Genomic DNA, 15,550 nt, shown 5'->3' on the forward strand with positions numbered 1-15,550 from the left:
TCCAGAGGACATACTGCCCCGGCGGCTGAGCTGCCGGGGTCTTTCTCTTACGGGGAGAGTGACAAAGCGTCAGACATCCCCAGGGCCGGCCGCGATAGCGGAAGGCCGCGGCGGAACACTTTGACGGGGCGGAAGTCACGGTCCACGGCCACGATGTCGGCCAGCAACCCGGAACGGAGGCTTCCGACCTCGTCGTTGAGGCCGAGGAGTGTGGCAGGGACGGCGGTGGCCGACAGCACGGCGGCCTCCGGGGCCACGCCGCCGGCAATCGTCCTCCGTACAACTTCCAACAGGGTAGCTGTACCGCCGGCGAGTGAACCGTTACTGCGAAGCCGGGCCTCACCACTGGTGACGACGACCCGTGCGGGCCCGAGGTCGTAGTCGCCATCGGGCAGGCCAGTGGCAGCCATCGAGTCGGTCACCAGAATGATGTTCGCGCTGCCAACCAAGCCGAAGACCATCTGGACGGTTTCCGGGTCCAGGTGTACGCCATCGGCCACAAGTTCCACCGCCACGGTGCCCGCTGCTGCCAGGTGCAGGCACGCGGCAACGGGCCCGGGCTGGCGGTGGTGCAGCGGCGGCATCCCATTGAACAAGTGGGTGACGGTGGGCCGGGCGCCGGCTTCACGTGGGGATGAGCGGAGCAGGTCGGCTGCTTGTGACAGTGAATCCGAGGTTGTCCGGGCACTCGCATCTGTGTGGCCAAGGGATGGGATGACGCCGAGTTCCACCAATGTTCGTACCAGGGCCTGGGCGCCGGGAAGTTCGGGTGCGCAGGTCATGGTCCGCAGGTGGCCTCCGGACCTGGCGGCAAGGTCACGGAGCAGCTGGAGGTCCGGTTCGAGGAGGAACCGCGGGTCTTGGGCCCCGCAGCGGGCATGGGACAGGAAGGGGCCTTCGGCGTGGATGCCTACGATCAGTCCCTCATCTGCGAGGACTCGTAGGGCTGCCGCGGCCCCAAGCAGGTCCTCGCGTGGCCCAGTGACCAGACTGGCCAGGAGGGTGGTGGTGCCGCTTGCGTGCAGGAAGTCCACCGCAGAACGGGCCGATGCCGGATCACCGCCCGGGAAGTCACCTCCTGCCGCACCGTGGCAGTGCAGATCGACCATGCCGGGAAGGAGCATGCTGCCGGGCGGCAGCTGCACCTCCTCAAACTTTGGAATCGTGCCGGGGTCGAAGCCGGCCCGCGGCCCGGCGTAGGTGATGCGTTTCCCGGAAACGGCGACAACCCCGTCCTCAAGAACGAGCCCGTCGCTGATTATGGTGCCGGAAAGGAGGAACGGTGACTGTGCCTGGGTAATCACTTTAGGGCGTCCGTGAACCAGCCGGTGATGGTGGCGGGGTGGGTGATGGCCGTTCCCACCACCACTGCGTAGGCGCCGGCGTCCAGTGCCTGGCGGGCCTGGGTAGGGGTGTGCAGCCGTCCCTCGGCGATGAGCGGAACACCGAAGCCTGTTGCCGCTATCTGCTCGAGAAGTTCCAGGTCGGGGCCGTGGGTTTTGGGCCGTTCGCCGGTGTAGCCGGCCAGCGTGGTTCCGATCAGGTCTGCGCCGGCTGTGGCTGCGTCAGCGGCGTCTTCAAGTGAGCCGCAGTCGGCCATGACTAGTGCGTGGGAATTTGTGTGGATTCCCTTTACGGTTTCGGCGAGGGTGAGGCCGTCAGGGCGGGCCCGCCGGGTCCCGTCGATTGCCACGATGTGTGCGCCGGCGTTGGCTACCGCCAGTGCGTGCTGGAGGGTGGGAGTGATGAAAACGCCTTCGTGTCCGTCTTTCCAGAGCCCGATGACCGGGACTTCCACCGCGGCACGAGTGTGCTGGATGTCCGCCAGGCCCTGGACCCGGACGGCCGCGGCGCCCCCGACGACCGCGGATGCCGCCACTTGAGCGGTGGTGCGGGGATCGCGCATGGGCTCGCCCGGGTACGCCTGGCAGGACACGATGAGCCGGCCCCTCAGGGATTCGAGGGCTTCGGATGTCAGGAGCATGGTCAGACCCTTTGGGACGTTTGGGCGGGTTGGTGAACGGCGGATTCAAAGGCGAATCGGGCGGCGCCGGTAATGGCGGCCGCATTGCCTAAGGCGGCGGCCCGGACCGGAAGACCGGACAGGGCCGGAAGGAGCTCGGCGCGGAGTGCTGCCTCCATGGGCGTCCACCAGCGGTCCCCGGCGTCGGCCAGCCCGCCGGACACCAGCACCACCTCCGGGTCCAGGATGTTGGCGAGGCCACCGACAGCCTGCCCGGCAGCGGCAGCGGCCATACGGATGGTTTCGGCGGCGGTGGCATCGTCGGCTTCTGCCAACGCAAAGACAGCCCGGGCGTCCGGCGTGGACGACTGCCCGGTCCGGCGGACATAGGACTCCAGGATGGCAGGACCGGACGCGATGGCCTCCACGTGCCCGGAGCGGCCGCACACGCAGGGGAGGGGCGCGCCGCCGTCGTAGGCGTACGGGGAGGCGAAGTGCCCCACGTGGCCGCCGGCATGTCGGTATCCGAGCGCAGGCTTGCCATTCAGGACGTAGCTTCCGCCGACGCCGGTGCCGAATGCCACCAGCAGTGAGCTGGAGGCGCCCGCGGCGGCTCCGGTCCACGCCTCGCCGAGCGCGTGGGCGTGTACGTCGTTCACCGCCAGGACGGACGACGCCGGCAAGCCCAGCCTTGCAGCCAAGCCTGCGGTGAGTGCCGTCCCGGCCCAGCCCGTGATGGCGTCCGTGGCAGAGACCACTACGCCGCGCCCGGCGTCGATGACCCCGGCGGAACCGACGCCTACGCACCGGGCGCTGATGCCGGCGTCGGCCGCCCGCCGGATCAGCACGGCAACAAGGCCTGCCGTGGCATCGAGGATGGCCTCGCCGCCGTCGCGGTTCAGGGTGGGGATGGTTTCCGAGAAAAGCACCTGCCCGTCCGGAGAAACAACCCCGGCAGCCGTCTTGGTTCCGCCAAGGTCAACACCAATGGCATACACGTGGGCCTAGACCAGCCCGTTGCGTTCGAGGATGACCTTGATGGCCGTCGTCTCTTCTTCGTTCAAGGCCTGCATCGGCACGCTCATGGTGTTGGACTCGATGACCCCCATAATCTGCAGCGCGGTCTTGAAGGCACCCAACCCGGCTGCTCCGCCGGAAACGCGTCCATTGGGGGTATAGACGATGTCGAAGAGGTCGGCCAGGCGGTCCTGTTCGGCCGCGGCTTTAACCCAGTCGCCGGCGCTGGCAGCATCTACGAGGTTGCGGTAGCCGCGGGGGTCCACGTTGCCCAGGCCCGGTACCACGCCCTGTGCGCCGCCAAGGAGTGCACCGTCCACCACTACTTCGTGTCCGGTGAAGATGTCGAAGTTGTCGATGTCCTTGGCGGCGAGCAGGAGCTGGCGGAAGGAGACGTCGTCGCCGGAGGAGTCCTTGACGCCGGCAATCACACCGTCCCGGCCCAGGCGGACCAGCAGGTCGGTGGGGAGCTTGTAGTGGGTACGGACGGGAACGTCGTAGGCGAAGACCGGCACGTCGACGGCGGCGTGGATGTTCCGGAAATGCGTTTCGGTTTCGTCTGCGTTGCCGATGGCGTAGTACATCGAGGTGACCACGATGGCGTCCGCCCCCAGGTCGATGACCTTCCGCGCTTCGTCAATGACGCGGTGGGTGGTCTGTTCGTTGGCCCCGACAATCAGCGGCACCGCTCCGGCGTTCGCGTCGGCGATGGTGCTGACCACCAGCGAGCGTTCGGCGTTGGTCATGTACGGCACTTCGCCGGAGGAACCCAGGACGAAAAGACCGGACACGCCGCCGTCGAGCAGGTGCTTGGTGAGGTTCCGCAGCGAGGCGGTGTCGATGGTGCCGTCTGCGTGGCGGGGGGTGACAACGGGCGGGATGACGCCAGAGAACTGGGAAGACAAAGGAATACTCCGATAACTGGTTGGGAAGAAAGTGGGACGGGTGGTTTAGGTGTGCAGCAGGCTGGGGGCGGCGCCGAGGAGCTTCCGGGTGTAGTCGTTCCGGGGGTTTTCGAACACTTGGGCAGCCGGTCCTTCCTCCACGATTTCGCCGAAGTACATGACGCAAATGCGGTCCGAGACGTAGCGGACGGTCTGGATGTCGTGGGAGATGAACACCATGCCGAGGTTCAGCTGGGTCTTCAGGTCGGAAAGCAGGTTCAGGACCTGGGCGCGGACGGAAACGTCCAGGGCGGAGGTTGGCTCGTCGGCGACGATGATGTCAGGGTCCAGCGCAAGGGCCCGGGCGATGGCAACGCGCTGGCGCTGGCCGCCGGAAACCTGCGACGGCGTGACTTCCGCTGCGGAGGCGGGCAGGCCCACCAGCGCAAGGAGTTCACGAACCTTGGCAGCGCGGGAAGCGGCGTTGCCGATCCCATGAACCTGGAGCGGGTCCGTGAGGATGTCCTGGATGGTCATGCGCGGGTTCAAGGCCGTGGCGGGGTCCTGGAAGACCACCGATACGGCGCGGCCGAACTCCTTGCGCATGGCAGCGTTGCGCTTGATGGCGGGCTTGCCGTGGAACAGCACCTGGCCGGATGTTGGCGCCTGCAGGCCGACCAGGACGGAGGCGAGGGTGGATTTGCCGCAGCCCGATTCACCCACGATGCCCACGGTTTCGCCGCGGCTGATGGTGAAGTCCACGCCGTTGACCGCCTTGACGATGTTTGGCCGGAACAGGCCGCCGGTCCTGGCCCGGTGGTGGACTTTCACGTCCTTGAGTTCGATGACCGGCTTGCCGGTGGATTCGCTCACTTGGCGTCCTCCTTAAGGTGGCTGGCCCAGTAGTGGTCCGCCCCGGCGCCCACTGCGGTAAGGACCAGCCGCTGGTTGGGATCGGCGTCAGCGCGCAGGGACCGCGGCGCGAACCGGTCACCGGGGGCAAAATCCTGCGGCGACGGCACGGTCCCCGGGATCTGGTGCAGGCGCGCTGCGTCCGCTTCGATGGAGAGCACGGCGCCCAGCAGGCCGCGGGTGTATTCGTGCTTTGGGTTCTGCAGCAGTTCGGAGGCCTGGGCGGACTCAACTACCTGGCCTGCGTACATCACAGTGATCCGGTGGGCCAGGGATGCCACGAGGGCGAGGTCGTGGCTGACGAACACCATGGCGAAGCCCAGCTGCTCCCGCAGTTCGTTGAGCAGATCCACCACTTGTTTCTGCACGGTGACGTCCAGGGCGGTGGTGGGCTCGTCCGCCACCACGATCTTGGGTGAGCGGGAGAGCGCCATGGCGATGAGGACGCGCTGGCGCTGGCCGCCGGAGAGCTCGTGCGGGTAGCTGGCAAGGGTCCGGGCCGGGTCCAGCTTGACCATTTCCAGCAGCTCGGCCGGCGTCTTCCGGCCGCCGCGGCGGGTCAGCTGGAGCATCTGGTCCTTGATCTTCATGGACGGGTTCAGCGAGCTGAGCGCGTCCTGGTAGACCATGGCGATTTGCTCGCCGCGGAGGCCTTGGTAGGCCTTCATGTTGCTGTGGCCGCTATCCGGGTCCAGTAGTTCCTTCCCGTCGAAGCGGATGGAACCGGTGATCCGTGCGGTCTTGGGCAGCAGGCCCATGACGGCCAGCGAGGTGATGGACTTTCCGCAGCCGGATTCGCCCACCAGGCCCATGGTTTCGCCTTCGCGGACGGTGAAGGAGACGTTGTCCACGATGGCTGTCTCACCGAAGCGGCCGGGGAAGCGGATGGAAAGGTTTTCGACCTCCAGCACCGTCCGGGCGTCCGCGGGGACCTGGGGGAGGCGGTCGGTGCGGTTCGCTTCGACGGCGGCGAGCAGTTCCAGCTCGCGGTCCAGCAGGGCATGCGGGTTGGCCGTGGCGGTCCTGGCGTCGGTGAGTAAGGCTGATGTGTCCTGCCGGCCCTCGGTGGGGGTTGTTCCGGAGGCCGGCAGGACGCCGTCGAGTTCGTGCTGTTCCACGACCGACGGCTGGGCAACCGAGGTGGCCACTTCCGTGTCCACCGCGGAGCCGGTGACGGCGGCGCCGGCCACGGAGGCGGCAGCACCGTCGTCGTCCTTTACCGCCGGGGCCCGGCGGAGTTTCGGGTTGACCATGGCGTCGGTAAGGCCCTCTGCGAGGATGTTCAGCGCCAGGACGGTCAACAGGATGGTGAGGCCGGCGAACGTGGTGGCCCACCAGCCGCCGGAGAGGACCAGATTGCGGCCGTAGGAGATCACGTTGCCCCACGACGGCGCGGGGTCCTGCACCCCGGCACCCAGGAAGGAGAGCGAGGCCTCAAGGATGATGGCGTCCGCCACCATCACCGTGGCAAATACTAGAACGGGGGCAGCGGTGTTGCGCACGATGTGCTTGGCCAGGATGTAGAACCGGCCGGCGCCGATGACCCGCTCGGCGCGGACGTAATCCTCGCCGTACTGGGACAGCACGTTGGCGCGGACCACCCGGGCCAGTTGCGGGGTGTAGATGATGGCGATGGCGACGATGATGGTGGGCACCGAGTTGCCGAAGGCTGCCAGCAGCACCGCGGCCAGGGCGATGCCGGGGAAGGCCATCAGGATGTCCATGACGCGCATGAGGAGTTCGTTGACGGCCTTGCTGGACGTGGCGGCCAGCGACCCCAGCAGGGCGCCGGCCAGCACTGCCAGCCCTACCGCGCCGAGGCCGATCATCAGGGATGACTGCGATCCGTACAGCAGGCGGGAAAAGATGTCCCGGCCCAGGCGGTCGGTGCCGAAGAAGTGCTCGGCTCCGGGCGGGGTGGCGGGGATGAAGGTTTCGAGCGGGTCGTGCGGTGCCAGGACCGGAGCGAAGACGGCGGCGACGGCGATGACCACCAGGAAGGCGAGGGCCAGCCGGGAGCCCCACGGCAGGGCCTTGAAGCGGAGCCCGGGGGCGCTCAGACGTTCAGCGAGTTTGCTGCGCATGGGTCACACGGTCCTGATTCGGGGGTTGATGAGCAGGTAGAGAAGGTCCACGGCGATGTTCACCAGGACGAAGGTGACGGAGATGGTGAGGACCACGCCCTGCACCAGGTTCACGTCCAGGTTGGTGATGCCGTTGAGGATCAGCTGGCCCATGCCGGGCAGCGCGAAGATCATTTCAATGACGACGGCGCCGCCCAGCAGGTAGCCGATCCGCAGTCCAAGGACGGTTACCGGGGTAACCAGCGCGTTGCGGAGCACGTTCTTGGAGACCACTTCACGGTAGGGGACACCGTTGCCGATGGCTGTCCGCACGTAGTCCCGGTCCAGCTCCTCCACCATGGAGGTGCGCACCACCCTGATAAGGGAAGCTGAGACCGGGATGCCGAGTGCCAGTGCGGGCAGGGCCATGGAATTGAGCCAGCCGCCAAAGCCGGACTCGGGGGTGGCGATTCCGCCAGACGGGAACATCGGTGCCGGGCCCAGCGCGAACCATTGGATCAGCAGGATGCCCAGCCAGAATGACGGCGTCGCCACTGCGGCGATGGAGAAAACCCGCACCAGCTGGTCCTGCCACTTGTCCCGGTACAGTGCGCCGATGATGCCGAAGACCAGGGAGACCACGACTGCGATGATGACGCCCAGAAAGGTCAGCTGCAGCGTCAGGGGGAACGCTGAGCCGATCATGGTGGCCACGGATTTGGCCGGGGGAGTGGTGACTCCCAGGTCGAACTGGAGGAGCTTTCCGAGGAAGCGGAAGTACTGCAGCAGCAGGGGATCGTTCAAGCCGTTGGCCTGGCGGTACTGCTCTTTGGCTTCTTCGCTGGCCCCTTCGCCCAGGGCGCTGCTCGCTTGGTCGCCGGGTGCGGCCTGCAGCACGAGGAACACGAGCAAGGTGATGCCCAGGACCATCAGCGGCAGGGCTGCCAGCCTGCGGCCCAGGAGGCGCAAAATCGTGGTCAATGTAGTCTCCGGTTGGTGTGGCTAGGCGGTGCGGCCCACACCAACGAAGGACACTCCGGTGGTGGGAAGGGGCTTGAAGCCGCTGAGCTTCTTGGCATCCCAGGCGCTGGGCAGCTGGCGGTGGAACAACGGGTAGAGGGGGACTTCCTCGGAAACGAGGTTGACGATCTCGCCGGTCAGCTTCTTCGCCTCATCCTTCGTGGCCTGGCCTGCCTTGGACATGAGGTCCACCAGCTGTGCCCGTTCCGGGGTGTCGCCCCAGAAGGCACGGTTCTTCATCCAGGTGTCACCGGCGTAGAACCAGCTCAGCAGCAGGTCCGCGTCATTACCGAAGACGGAAGGATCACCCGGAGCGGCAACCACGGTGTAGTCACCCTTGCCCACCCGGTCCGTGTACAAGGCGCCGGACTGGAGGTTCTTCAGCGTTACCTTCACGCCCGGGATCTTGTTCCAGGACTCGAGCATCAGCGGTGCCACGTCCTTGACCCAGGCAGTGTCCGTGGTGAGGAGTTCAAACTCGAGGTTGGTCACGCCGGCCTGCTGGAGGAGGTCGGCTGCCTTGTTGGGATCGTAGGTGTAGACGTTCTTGGCCTTGACGTAGTCCGGGTGGCCTTCCTGGAAGTACGAACTGGCTGGCTTTGCGTTGCCGAACAGGGCCTTCTTGATAATGGAGTCCTTGTCCAGGCCGTAGTGCAGGGCCTGGCGCACCAGCTTGTTGTTGAAGGGGGCAGCGTTGCAGTTGAACATCAGGAACAGCAAGCCGAAGGACTGCACGGATTCAACGGTGGCAGCGGACTTAAGCCCCTGCATATCCAGGTAGGGGACGTCTTCGATGGCCTGGACGCGGCCGGACTGCATGGCGGTGACCCGGGCGGCGGCGTCCGATAGAAGGAGCCAGGTCATGCCCTTGGCCAGTGCCGGCATAGGTCCGTTGTAGGCCTGGTTGGCCTCGAAGATGATCTTGTCGTCCTTGACGGCCGAGATCAGCTTGTAGGGGCCGGTGCCAACAGGCTTGGCATCGAAGGACTTCAGCTGGTCAGAGCCGGCCGGGAAGTTGGTGAGCGCCTTCGGTACTACCTTTACTACGGAGATGCGCGGTCCGAAGCCGGGGAAGGCGTACTTGAGGGTGAACTCAACGGTCTTGGCGTCCAGTGCCTTGACCTCCTTGATGAACGGGATGAACTGCGAGAACAGCGACTTGTTCGCAGGGTCCATCACCCGGGTGAAGGAGAAAACCACGTCCTCGGCCGTGACGGGCGTGCCGTCATGGAACATGGCTCCATCCCTGACGGTCACCTGGTAGGTGGTTTCATTGACCATCTTGGGGTCGGCAGCTGCCAGGGCGTTGTAGGGCTCGCGGGTTGCCGGATGCAGCTCGATCAGGCCCTCGAAGATGTGCAGGTTAGCGGCCATGGGGGTGGCGCCGGAGGAGGAGATGGGGTCGAAACCTGTGGAGAGGGCGTAGGAGATGCCGGCCTCGATAGTGAGGTCCTTGTTGATGGGGGAGGTGTTCTCAGCTGCGCCGGTGGTGGTGGCCGCGGGTCCCCCACAGGCGGACAGGGAGCTGGCGAAGGCTGCAGCAAGGCCCATGGCCCCGCCGAGCTTCAGGAAGTTCCGGCGGCTGGCGTCATTGACCAGCGGCAGGTTCTTGATGTTGTTCATATGCCTCACCGTTCAGAAGATGTTTATCGGATGTAGGATGTCCTAGCTCGTAGTGAAAACTGTAAGTGCGATCACAGCGAGCGTCAAGTGGACAAAAACACCGCAGGTGGCGTGCGTCTGCCAAGTACCTCTTTTTCGAATGGAGTTCCAATGTCTTTGATCGTCGGTGCCTATGCCGCCCAGCCAAGTGAACTGCGGGAGCAGTTCTACCAGGGCCTCGGAGCGCTTCCCTCGATCCGCGGGGTGGAGCTCCCCTATGGTCCCTACGGTGGCGGGGGATGGCCGGCAGGGGCGCCGCGGGGCTGGTCCGCGGTGGTCACGGCGATACCGGGAACCATGCAGAGGCTGGGTGGGTCGCCAACGTTCGGCCTGGCCTCTCCGGACACGGCCGGCAGACGGGAAGCCCTCGAATTCGCGGCCGGAGTCCGGGAGTTCGTAGTGAAGCTCGAGGATGAGGGGCATGTTGTGGAGGCCGTGGAGCTGCACTCAGCCCCACATCCCGGAGCGTCCGGGCCGATGTTCAGGGAGTCCCTCAAGGAGGTCCTGGACTGGGACTGGGGTTCCACCAGGGTGCTCGTGGAGCACTGCGACGCTCCCCGGGCCGGCAGCAGGCCGGAGAAGGGATTCCTCGCCTTCGCTGAGGAGGTGGACGTGCTTCACTCCCTCCAAAGCGATGCTGCGGGCCCGGTCGGACTGGTCATCAATTGGGCGCGCTCGGTCATCGAAACCCGGAACGCCCGCACCGCTGAAGAGCACATCGCCCAGGCCCGTGCGGCAGGCGTCCTGGCAGGCGTCATATTCTCCGGCTGCTCGCCCGTGGAAACGGAGTTCGGCTACCCCTGGATCGATGCACACCTTCCGCCGGTGGAGGTGAACGGCGCGCCGCCCTCTTCGCTCCTGGACCGCGGCCACATGGCACGCTGCCTCGCCGCCGCCGGCCCCGTGCCCGTACTCGGTTTCAAGATCGGCCTGCCGCCCGTTGGGCTTACCGCCATGCAACGAGTGGACCGCATCAGGCAGATGTGCACCCTGGTGGAGGGGAATCAACCACGGTGACGTCACCGGTGCCGACGTCGAACCGGAAGATCCGCGACAGCCGCACCATCGAGCCCGCGCTCCGCCCCTCCACCGAATAAGTGATTTCCAGGATGCCCCCACGTTCCACGTCCGCGGCCGTGACCGTGTACGAGGGGGTGAAGTAGAGCGCCTCCCCGCCCGGTGGCAGATCGGTGGCGGGAAAAGCCTCGGCCCCGGGCCCGGCGAGCCGGACCTGCGTGACTGCTGTGCTGCCGTCGTTCCTCGCCCTGCCGGTGAACGCCAGGATGTCGCCCGCCCTGTAGCCCGGGACGATAGGACCGTAGTTGAGGTCCTGCGCCTCCCGGGTGCCCAGAACCTGGACCTGCCCGGCTGAGTAGCCCTGGCCGATCTCCTTCGATGCCGGCCCCCAGTCGCCCCCGTCTTCTGCCATGACATGGAACTCGCCCACGTTCTGCCATTCGGACGGCAGGCCCGGCGTGACGGAGCGGAGTTCCATGTCGAACGCGAGGCCGCGCTCCGGCTCTGTGCCTGCCTGGACGGGGACTGCGGCAAGCTGTTCCGTCAACTGCCCCGGTGGAACCGAGACAAACACGATCTCCCGGTATCCCTGGCGCTCGTACAGTACGCCGATGTTGCCGTCCGGCAGCCGGGTGGCCGTGGAATAGGCGGAACTGCCCGCGCACAGGACCAGCCCGGCGCGCCAGGTCTTGCCGTTGTCGGTGGAGAGGCTGAGGACCGTGTTCCGCCGGAGGGCGGGGTCCTGGTTGTTGGTGGCCACCAGCCACCCGTCCGTGGGCGGTGTGGCGAGGCCCTTCACCGCCGGCAACCCGTCAAAGCGGGTGAGCGATCCGTTGTCGCTCGGGTCTGGAAGGTCCTCAACGGGAACCAAAGCGCTCCAGCTCTGGCCGCCGTCGCTGGAGGCGGCAGCCAGCCGGCGAGGCGTCGCCCGGCTGTGCAGGAGCAGGTTCCCGTCGGCCAGGGCCGCCACCTTGTTCTCGTTCGGTGCGGCGCCATGGGTCTCGGCGCCGATGAGCTCCCCGAACCTCCAGCTGTCCCCGTGGTCGTCGCTGTACGCCGAGGCGGCCATGATGGTACCGCCGCACAGCAGCACGAACTGCTGGACCAGGCGGCCGCGGAAGGGGCCGGCGTGGACCTGGATCCCTTGCCCGGCCGCGGCGAACATCCCGGTGATGTCCCCACCTGCGGGGGTGCTGCCCTTCAGTTCTGCGGTGAGGCGCCGGTGCCGCCAGGTCACTCCGTCGTCATCTGACCAACTGAGGTCGCAGTGCTGGACGGACTCGTCATCCGCGGCTATTCCCGTGGTCGACTCGAAGAACCCGGCGCGGGTGCCGGCGGCATGGAACAGGAAGATGCGGCCTGTTTCGGCGTCCACCAGCAGGCTGGGATCGCCGAAACCTTCCAAACCGGTCCCGCGCCGAACCACCTCCTGGGAGCCCCAGCTGGCTCCGTTGTCCGTGCTGCGCCGGACCAGCAGGTCGATGGGGCTGGGCAGGTCGTCAAGGTTCGGCCTGCCGTCATACGCGGCAAGGAGTGTCCCCTTCGCGGTGACGGCGAGCGCCGGAATGCGGTATTGCCGGTAGCCTCCCCGGCCGCGAGTGGCCAGCACATGCTCAACGGTGGGGCGTACAGGGGCGAACGAGGGTGGTAGGTAGGACGTCACATCTTAAGTCTAGCTTTCCTGATGACTGTGCCCTATGGTCGTAGGACGTCGTATGTAGCAAGAATCACAGTGCGGGCATCCGCGGCGGCGTTCACCTCCACTCGAGCCGCACTGCGGCGTCCAGAAAGGGCATGGGTTTGCGAATCAGCACCAAGAGAACCAGGAAAAGATCAGTGGGACAGGCAACGGGCACAGGCGCCCTGGTCCTGGCCCTGCTGGCTGGAACCGGGCTGCCGGCCCAGGCGGCCCCCATCCCGTCCACGAGCCCGACCGCGCCGCCGGGCAGTTTCCAGGAGACCAACCTTGCAGCGGACCGAACCGCCGCCAATTTCTTCTACCGGATCCCCGCCCTGGCATACCTGGGCAATGGTGTGGTCCTCGCCGCATGGGACGGCAGGCCAGGCAGCGCGGCCGACGCCCCCAACCCCAACTCGATCGTGCAGCGCCGCAGCACCGATGGCGGTCGGACCTGGGGACCCGTGCAGGTCATCGCCGCCGGGCACGTGGCCGACGCCACCGGCCCGAAATACGGCTACAGCGATCCGTCCTACATTTACGATGCCGAGGCCGGGAAGGTCTTCGCGTTCTTCGTCTACTCCAAGGACCAGGGCTTCGGCGGCAGCCAGTTCGGAAATGATGATGCCGACAGGAACGTCATTTCCTCCGCGGTCATTGAATCGTCCGACGGCGGCGCCACCTGGAGCCAGCCCCGCCTGATCACCGAGGTCACCAAGCCGGGCACCAGCAAGACCAGTCCCGTGGCGGGGGATGTCCGCTCCAACTTCGCCTCCTCCGGGGAAGGGATCCAGCTCAAGTACGGTCCCTACAAGGGCCGCCTGATCCAGCAGTACGCCGGCGACGTCCGCCAGGCTGACGGCAGCAACCGCATCCAGGCCTACAGCGTCTACTCCGACGACCACGGCGCCACCTGGCACAAGGGCGCCAACGTGGGCGACCGGATGGACGAGAACAAGACCGTGGAACTTTCCGACGGGCGGGTCCTGCTCAACTCCCGGGACAACGCCAACCAGGGCTACCGGAAGGTGGCGGTCTCCACCGACGGCGGCGCCACCTACGGGCCGGTAACGCAGGACACCGAACTGCCGGACCCAGCCAACAACGGTTCCATTGCACGGATGTTTCCCCACGCCCCGGAGGGCTCGGCAGACGCGAAGAAACTGATCTTCACCAACGCCAACTCCAAGACCGCGCGCGAGAACGTCTCCGCCCGGGTGTCCTGCGACGACGGCGCCACCTGGCCGGGCCTGCGCACCATCCGCTCCGGCTTCTCCGCCTACTCCACAGTGAGCCGGCTGGACGACGGCACGTTCGGCGTCCTGTACGAAGGCAACTACACGGACAACATGCCCTTCGCCGCCTTCGACGACGCCTGGCTGAACTACGCCTGCGCGCCCCTGGCCGTTCCCGCCGTCACCACCGCACCCGGGACCACCAAGCCGGTGGCCGTCACCGTCACCAACCAGGAAGCCGCCACGCTCTCCGGCGCGAATGCCACCGTCTACACCCCCAGCGGCTGGTCCGCCACCACGGTGCCCGTGCCCGACGTCGCACCCGGCGCCTCCGCCACCGTGAACGTTGACCTCACGGCACCCGCCAATGCCAGTGGCCCGCAGAACCTCAACGCAGCGTTCACGACGGCGGACGGCCGGGTCTCGCAGGCCACCTTCACGGCCACCGTCCCCGTGGCACCGCAGGTGGGCCTCACCATCACCGGCTCCGCGCCGGACCGTGACGTCGCGGCCAGCCCGTACCAGGCCGGCGACGTCCTCAGCTACACCTTCAACATCAAGAGCACAGCCAACGTCACCGCCAACTCCGTGCCCGTCTCCGGCACGTTCGACGCCGGATTCCTGCCGCCGTCGGCCCCCAACTGCCGGTACAACAACCTGGCTGCCGGTGCCAGCTACACCTGTACCACGGCCAGGCACACGGTGACGGCCGAGGACGTTACCCGCGGCTACTTCGTGCCGCAGGCAACCTTCAGCATCACGGCCAACGCGGCGCCGACCCTCACCAAGACGGTCTCCTTCACCGGTGCGGCCGTGGCACTGCGCGACGGCCTGGTGGCCGCCACCATTACCGGCAGCCGCAACGACGCCGGCCGGGACCTGGCCGTTCAGCCGTACAGCGCGGGGGAGGCTTTCCCCTATAAATTCGATGTCTCCAACACCAGCCCCCTGGTGGAGAAGGTGGTGCCCACCGCCGGCAACTTCAGCCCCCTCGTGCCGGACGGCCCCGGGAACTGCCGGTACAGCGTCCTGTCCGCCGGCCAGTCCTACAGCTGCGCCACACCCCGCCACACCGTCACGGCCGAGGAAGCCGCACAAGGCTTTTTCGTCCCGGAAACCTCGTGGGAGGTCAGCGCCGCTGGACAGACCACCAGGACCTACGCCGTGAACGGCGGCGAGGTGGACCTGAAGGTCCGCGATGCCAGGCTCGAAGGCACCGTCGCGGCGCAATGGACCGACAACGATGGCGACAGATACGCCTCCAGGGGCGACACCGTCACCTACACCTACACCCTGGGCAACGCCGGTAACGTGGCCCTGACCGGAGTCGCAGCCCCGGACGCCGGCATCAGCGAACCCCTCCTCGCCGCCGGCAGCAGCGTGACCGCCACCCGGGACCATGTGCTCACCGCTGCCGACATCGCCGCCGGAAAGCTGGCACCCGTCAGCTTCGAGGCCGCCGCGGACAACGGATCCCGGCACGTCACGACCTCGGTGGCCGGCGGCGCCATCCAGCTCAACCTGCAGCCCGCCCAGCCCGACACCGTGCCGGCCCTGACCGTGCAAGACTTCGAGGACCAGACGCCGCCGTTCGACCTGGGCACCTTGGACAAGTACCGCAACGGCCAGAAGGTGGTCCTCAAGGGCCTCGACTACGGGCAGTGGTACTACGTCTACCTTAACAAGCACAGCTACCGGGTCGGCTGGATCTTTCCCACTACGGACAACACGGTGGAGTTCATCCTGCCCGCAGATGTCCAGAACGGCCGCGACGACGTGGTCGTCTTGGATACGGACGACAAGCAGGTTTCCTTCGACCGGCTCCAGGTGACCCCCAAGGGATAAGCCCCGGCAGTCCAAAGCCCAGCAAAGGTTGGAACGGCCGAGGGGCTTCCATCGGCCGTTCCAACCCAATTTCGGCAATGGGAAATCCATCTTGCAGCTTCGCCGCAACAACGAGGAAACCCGTGGCCCTTGAAATCCGCTGACCCGGAAGATTCCTTCCCTACCGATAGCAGCGGAGTTGTGAAATGCCCCGTTGGTCCCGAATCCCTGGCCAGCCGTAAAACGCAGTTCGAAGCTCAACCGTGCCACACAAA

11 protein-coding genes are annotated in these 15,550 nt (G+C 66.6%); 2 read left to right on the forward strand and 9 right to left on the reverse strand.

The window, feature by feature from the left end:
* Positions 1-47 precede the first annotated feature (47 nt).
* Genes PUN51_RS12580 through PUN51_RS12615 form a run of 8 tightly spaced genes read right to left on the reverse strand, consistent with a single transcriptional unit; the run spans position 48 to position 9,482 of the window.
* Entirely contained in the window at positions 48-1,304 is a 1,257-nt protein-coding gene (locus tag PUN51_RS12580) for an N-acetylglucosamine-6-phosphate deacetylase (RefSeq protein WP_275181182.1), read from the reverse strand.
* The gene (locus PUN51_RS12585; RefSeq protein ID WP_275181183.1) at positions 1,301-1,984 is read right to left on the reverse strand and encodes an N-acetylmannosamine-6-phosphate 2-epimerase; all 684 of its coding nucleotides are present in this window, start codon (positions 1,982-1,984) and stop codon (positions 1,301-1,303) included. The genes PUN51_RS12580 and PUN51_RS12585 overlap by 4 nt, the downstream gene beginning before the upstream one ends.
* Positions 1,985-1,986: 2 nt before the next feature.
* Complete coding sequence (locus PUN51_RS12590) at positions 1,987-2,961, reverse strand: ROK family protein (RefSeq protein WP_275181184.1); 975 nt, start codon at positions 2,959-2,961, stop codon at positions 1,987-1,989.
* 6 nt (positions 2,962-2,967) lie between these two features.
* On the reverse strand, positions 2,968-3,885 hold the full coding sequence (locus PUN51_RS12595; RefSeq protein ID WP_275181185.1) for a dihydrodipicolinate synthase family protein: 918 nt from the start codon (positions 3,883-3,885) through the stop codon (positions 2,968-2,970).
* A 45-nt stretch (positions 3,886-3,930) separates the two neighbouring features.
* Complete coding sequence (locus PUN51_RS12600) at positions 3,931-4,737, reverse strand: ATP-binding cassette domain-containing protein (RefSeq protein WP_275181186.1); 807 nt, start codon at positions 4,735-4,737, stop codon at positions 3,931-3,933.
* Entirely contained in the window at positions 4,734-6,860 is a 2,127-nt protein-coding gene (locus PUN51_RS12605; RefSeq protein WP_275181187.1) for a dipeptide/oligopeptide/nickel ABC transporter permease/ATP-binding protein, read from the reverse strand. Before PUN51_RS12605 ends, PUN51_RS12600 begins: the two co-directional genes overlap by 4 nt.
* Positions 6,861-6,863: 3 nt before the next feature.
* Entirely contained in the window at positions 6,864-7,820 is a 957-nt protein-coding gene (locus PUN51_RS12610) for an ABC transporter permease (RefSeq protein WP_275181188.1), read from the reverse strand.
* Between the two features lie 21 nt (positions 7,821-7,841).
* Positions 7,842-9,482, reverse strand: a complete 1,641-nt coding sequence (locus PUN51_RS12615) for an ABC transporter substrate-binding protein (protein WP_275181189.1) — start codon at positions 9,480-9,482, stop codon at positions 7,842-7,844.
* A gap of 150 nt (positions 9,483-9,632) precedes the next feature.
* Here PUN51_RS12615 and PUN51_RS12620 point away from each other — a divergent pair, with 150 nt between their 5' ends.
* A complete protein-coding gene (locus tag PUN51_RS12620) occupies positions 9,633-10,538 on the forward strand; it encodes a DUF4862 family protein (protein ID WP_275181190.1) in 906 nt (301 codons plus the stop codon).
* Here the strand turns inward: PUN51_RS12620 and PUN51_RS12625 are convergent.
* Positions 10,495-12,201 (reverse strand): sialidase family protein, encoded by a 1,707-nt coding sequence (locus tag PUN51_RS12625; RefSeq protein ID WP_275181191.1) that lies wholly within the window; start codon positions 12,199-12,201, stop codon positions 10,495-10,497. The genes PUN51_RS12620 and PUN51_RS12625 overlap by 44 nt on opposite strands.
* 173 nt (positions 12,202-12,374) lie before the next feature.
* On the opposite strand from PUN51_RS12625, the gene PUN51_RS12630 reads away from it, so the two are divergent.
* The gene (locus PUN51_RS12630) at positions 12,375-15,296 is read left to right on the forward strand and encodes an exo-alpha-sialidase (RefSeq protein WP_374114941.1); all 2,922 of its coding nucleotides are present in this window, start codon (positions 12,375-12,377) and stop codon (positions 15,294-15,296) included.
* Positions 15,297-15,550 lie beyond the last annotated feature (254 nt).

Origin of the sequence: Arthrobacter sp. NQ4 (assembly GCF_029077345.1) — a bacterium.
Taxonomy (GTDB): domain Bacteria; phylum Actinomycetota; class Actinomycetes; order Actinomycetales; family Micrococcaceae; genus Arthrobacter.

Bases quoted from the DNA above. Each gene is read 5' to 3' on its own strand.
- PUN51_RS12585 (WP_275181183.1), bottom strand. From the start codon at position 1,984: ATGCTCCTGACATCCGAAGCCCTCGAATCCCTGAGGGGCCGGCTCATC.
- PUN51_RS12605 (WP_275181187.1), bottom strand. From the start codon at position 6,860: ATGCGCAGCAAACTCGCTGAACGTCTGAGCGCCCCCGGGCTCCGCTTC.
- PUN51_RS12615 (WP_275181189.1), bottom strand. From the start codon at position 9,482: ATGAACAACATCAAGAACCTGCCGCTGGTCAATGACGCCAGCCGCCGG.
- PUN51_RS12620 (WP_275181190.1), top strand. From the start codon at position 9,633: ATGTCTTTGATCGTCGGTGCCTATGCCGCCCAGCCAAGTGAACTGCGG.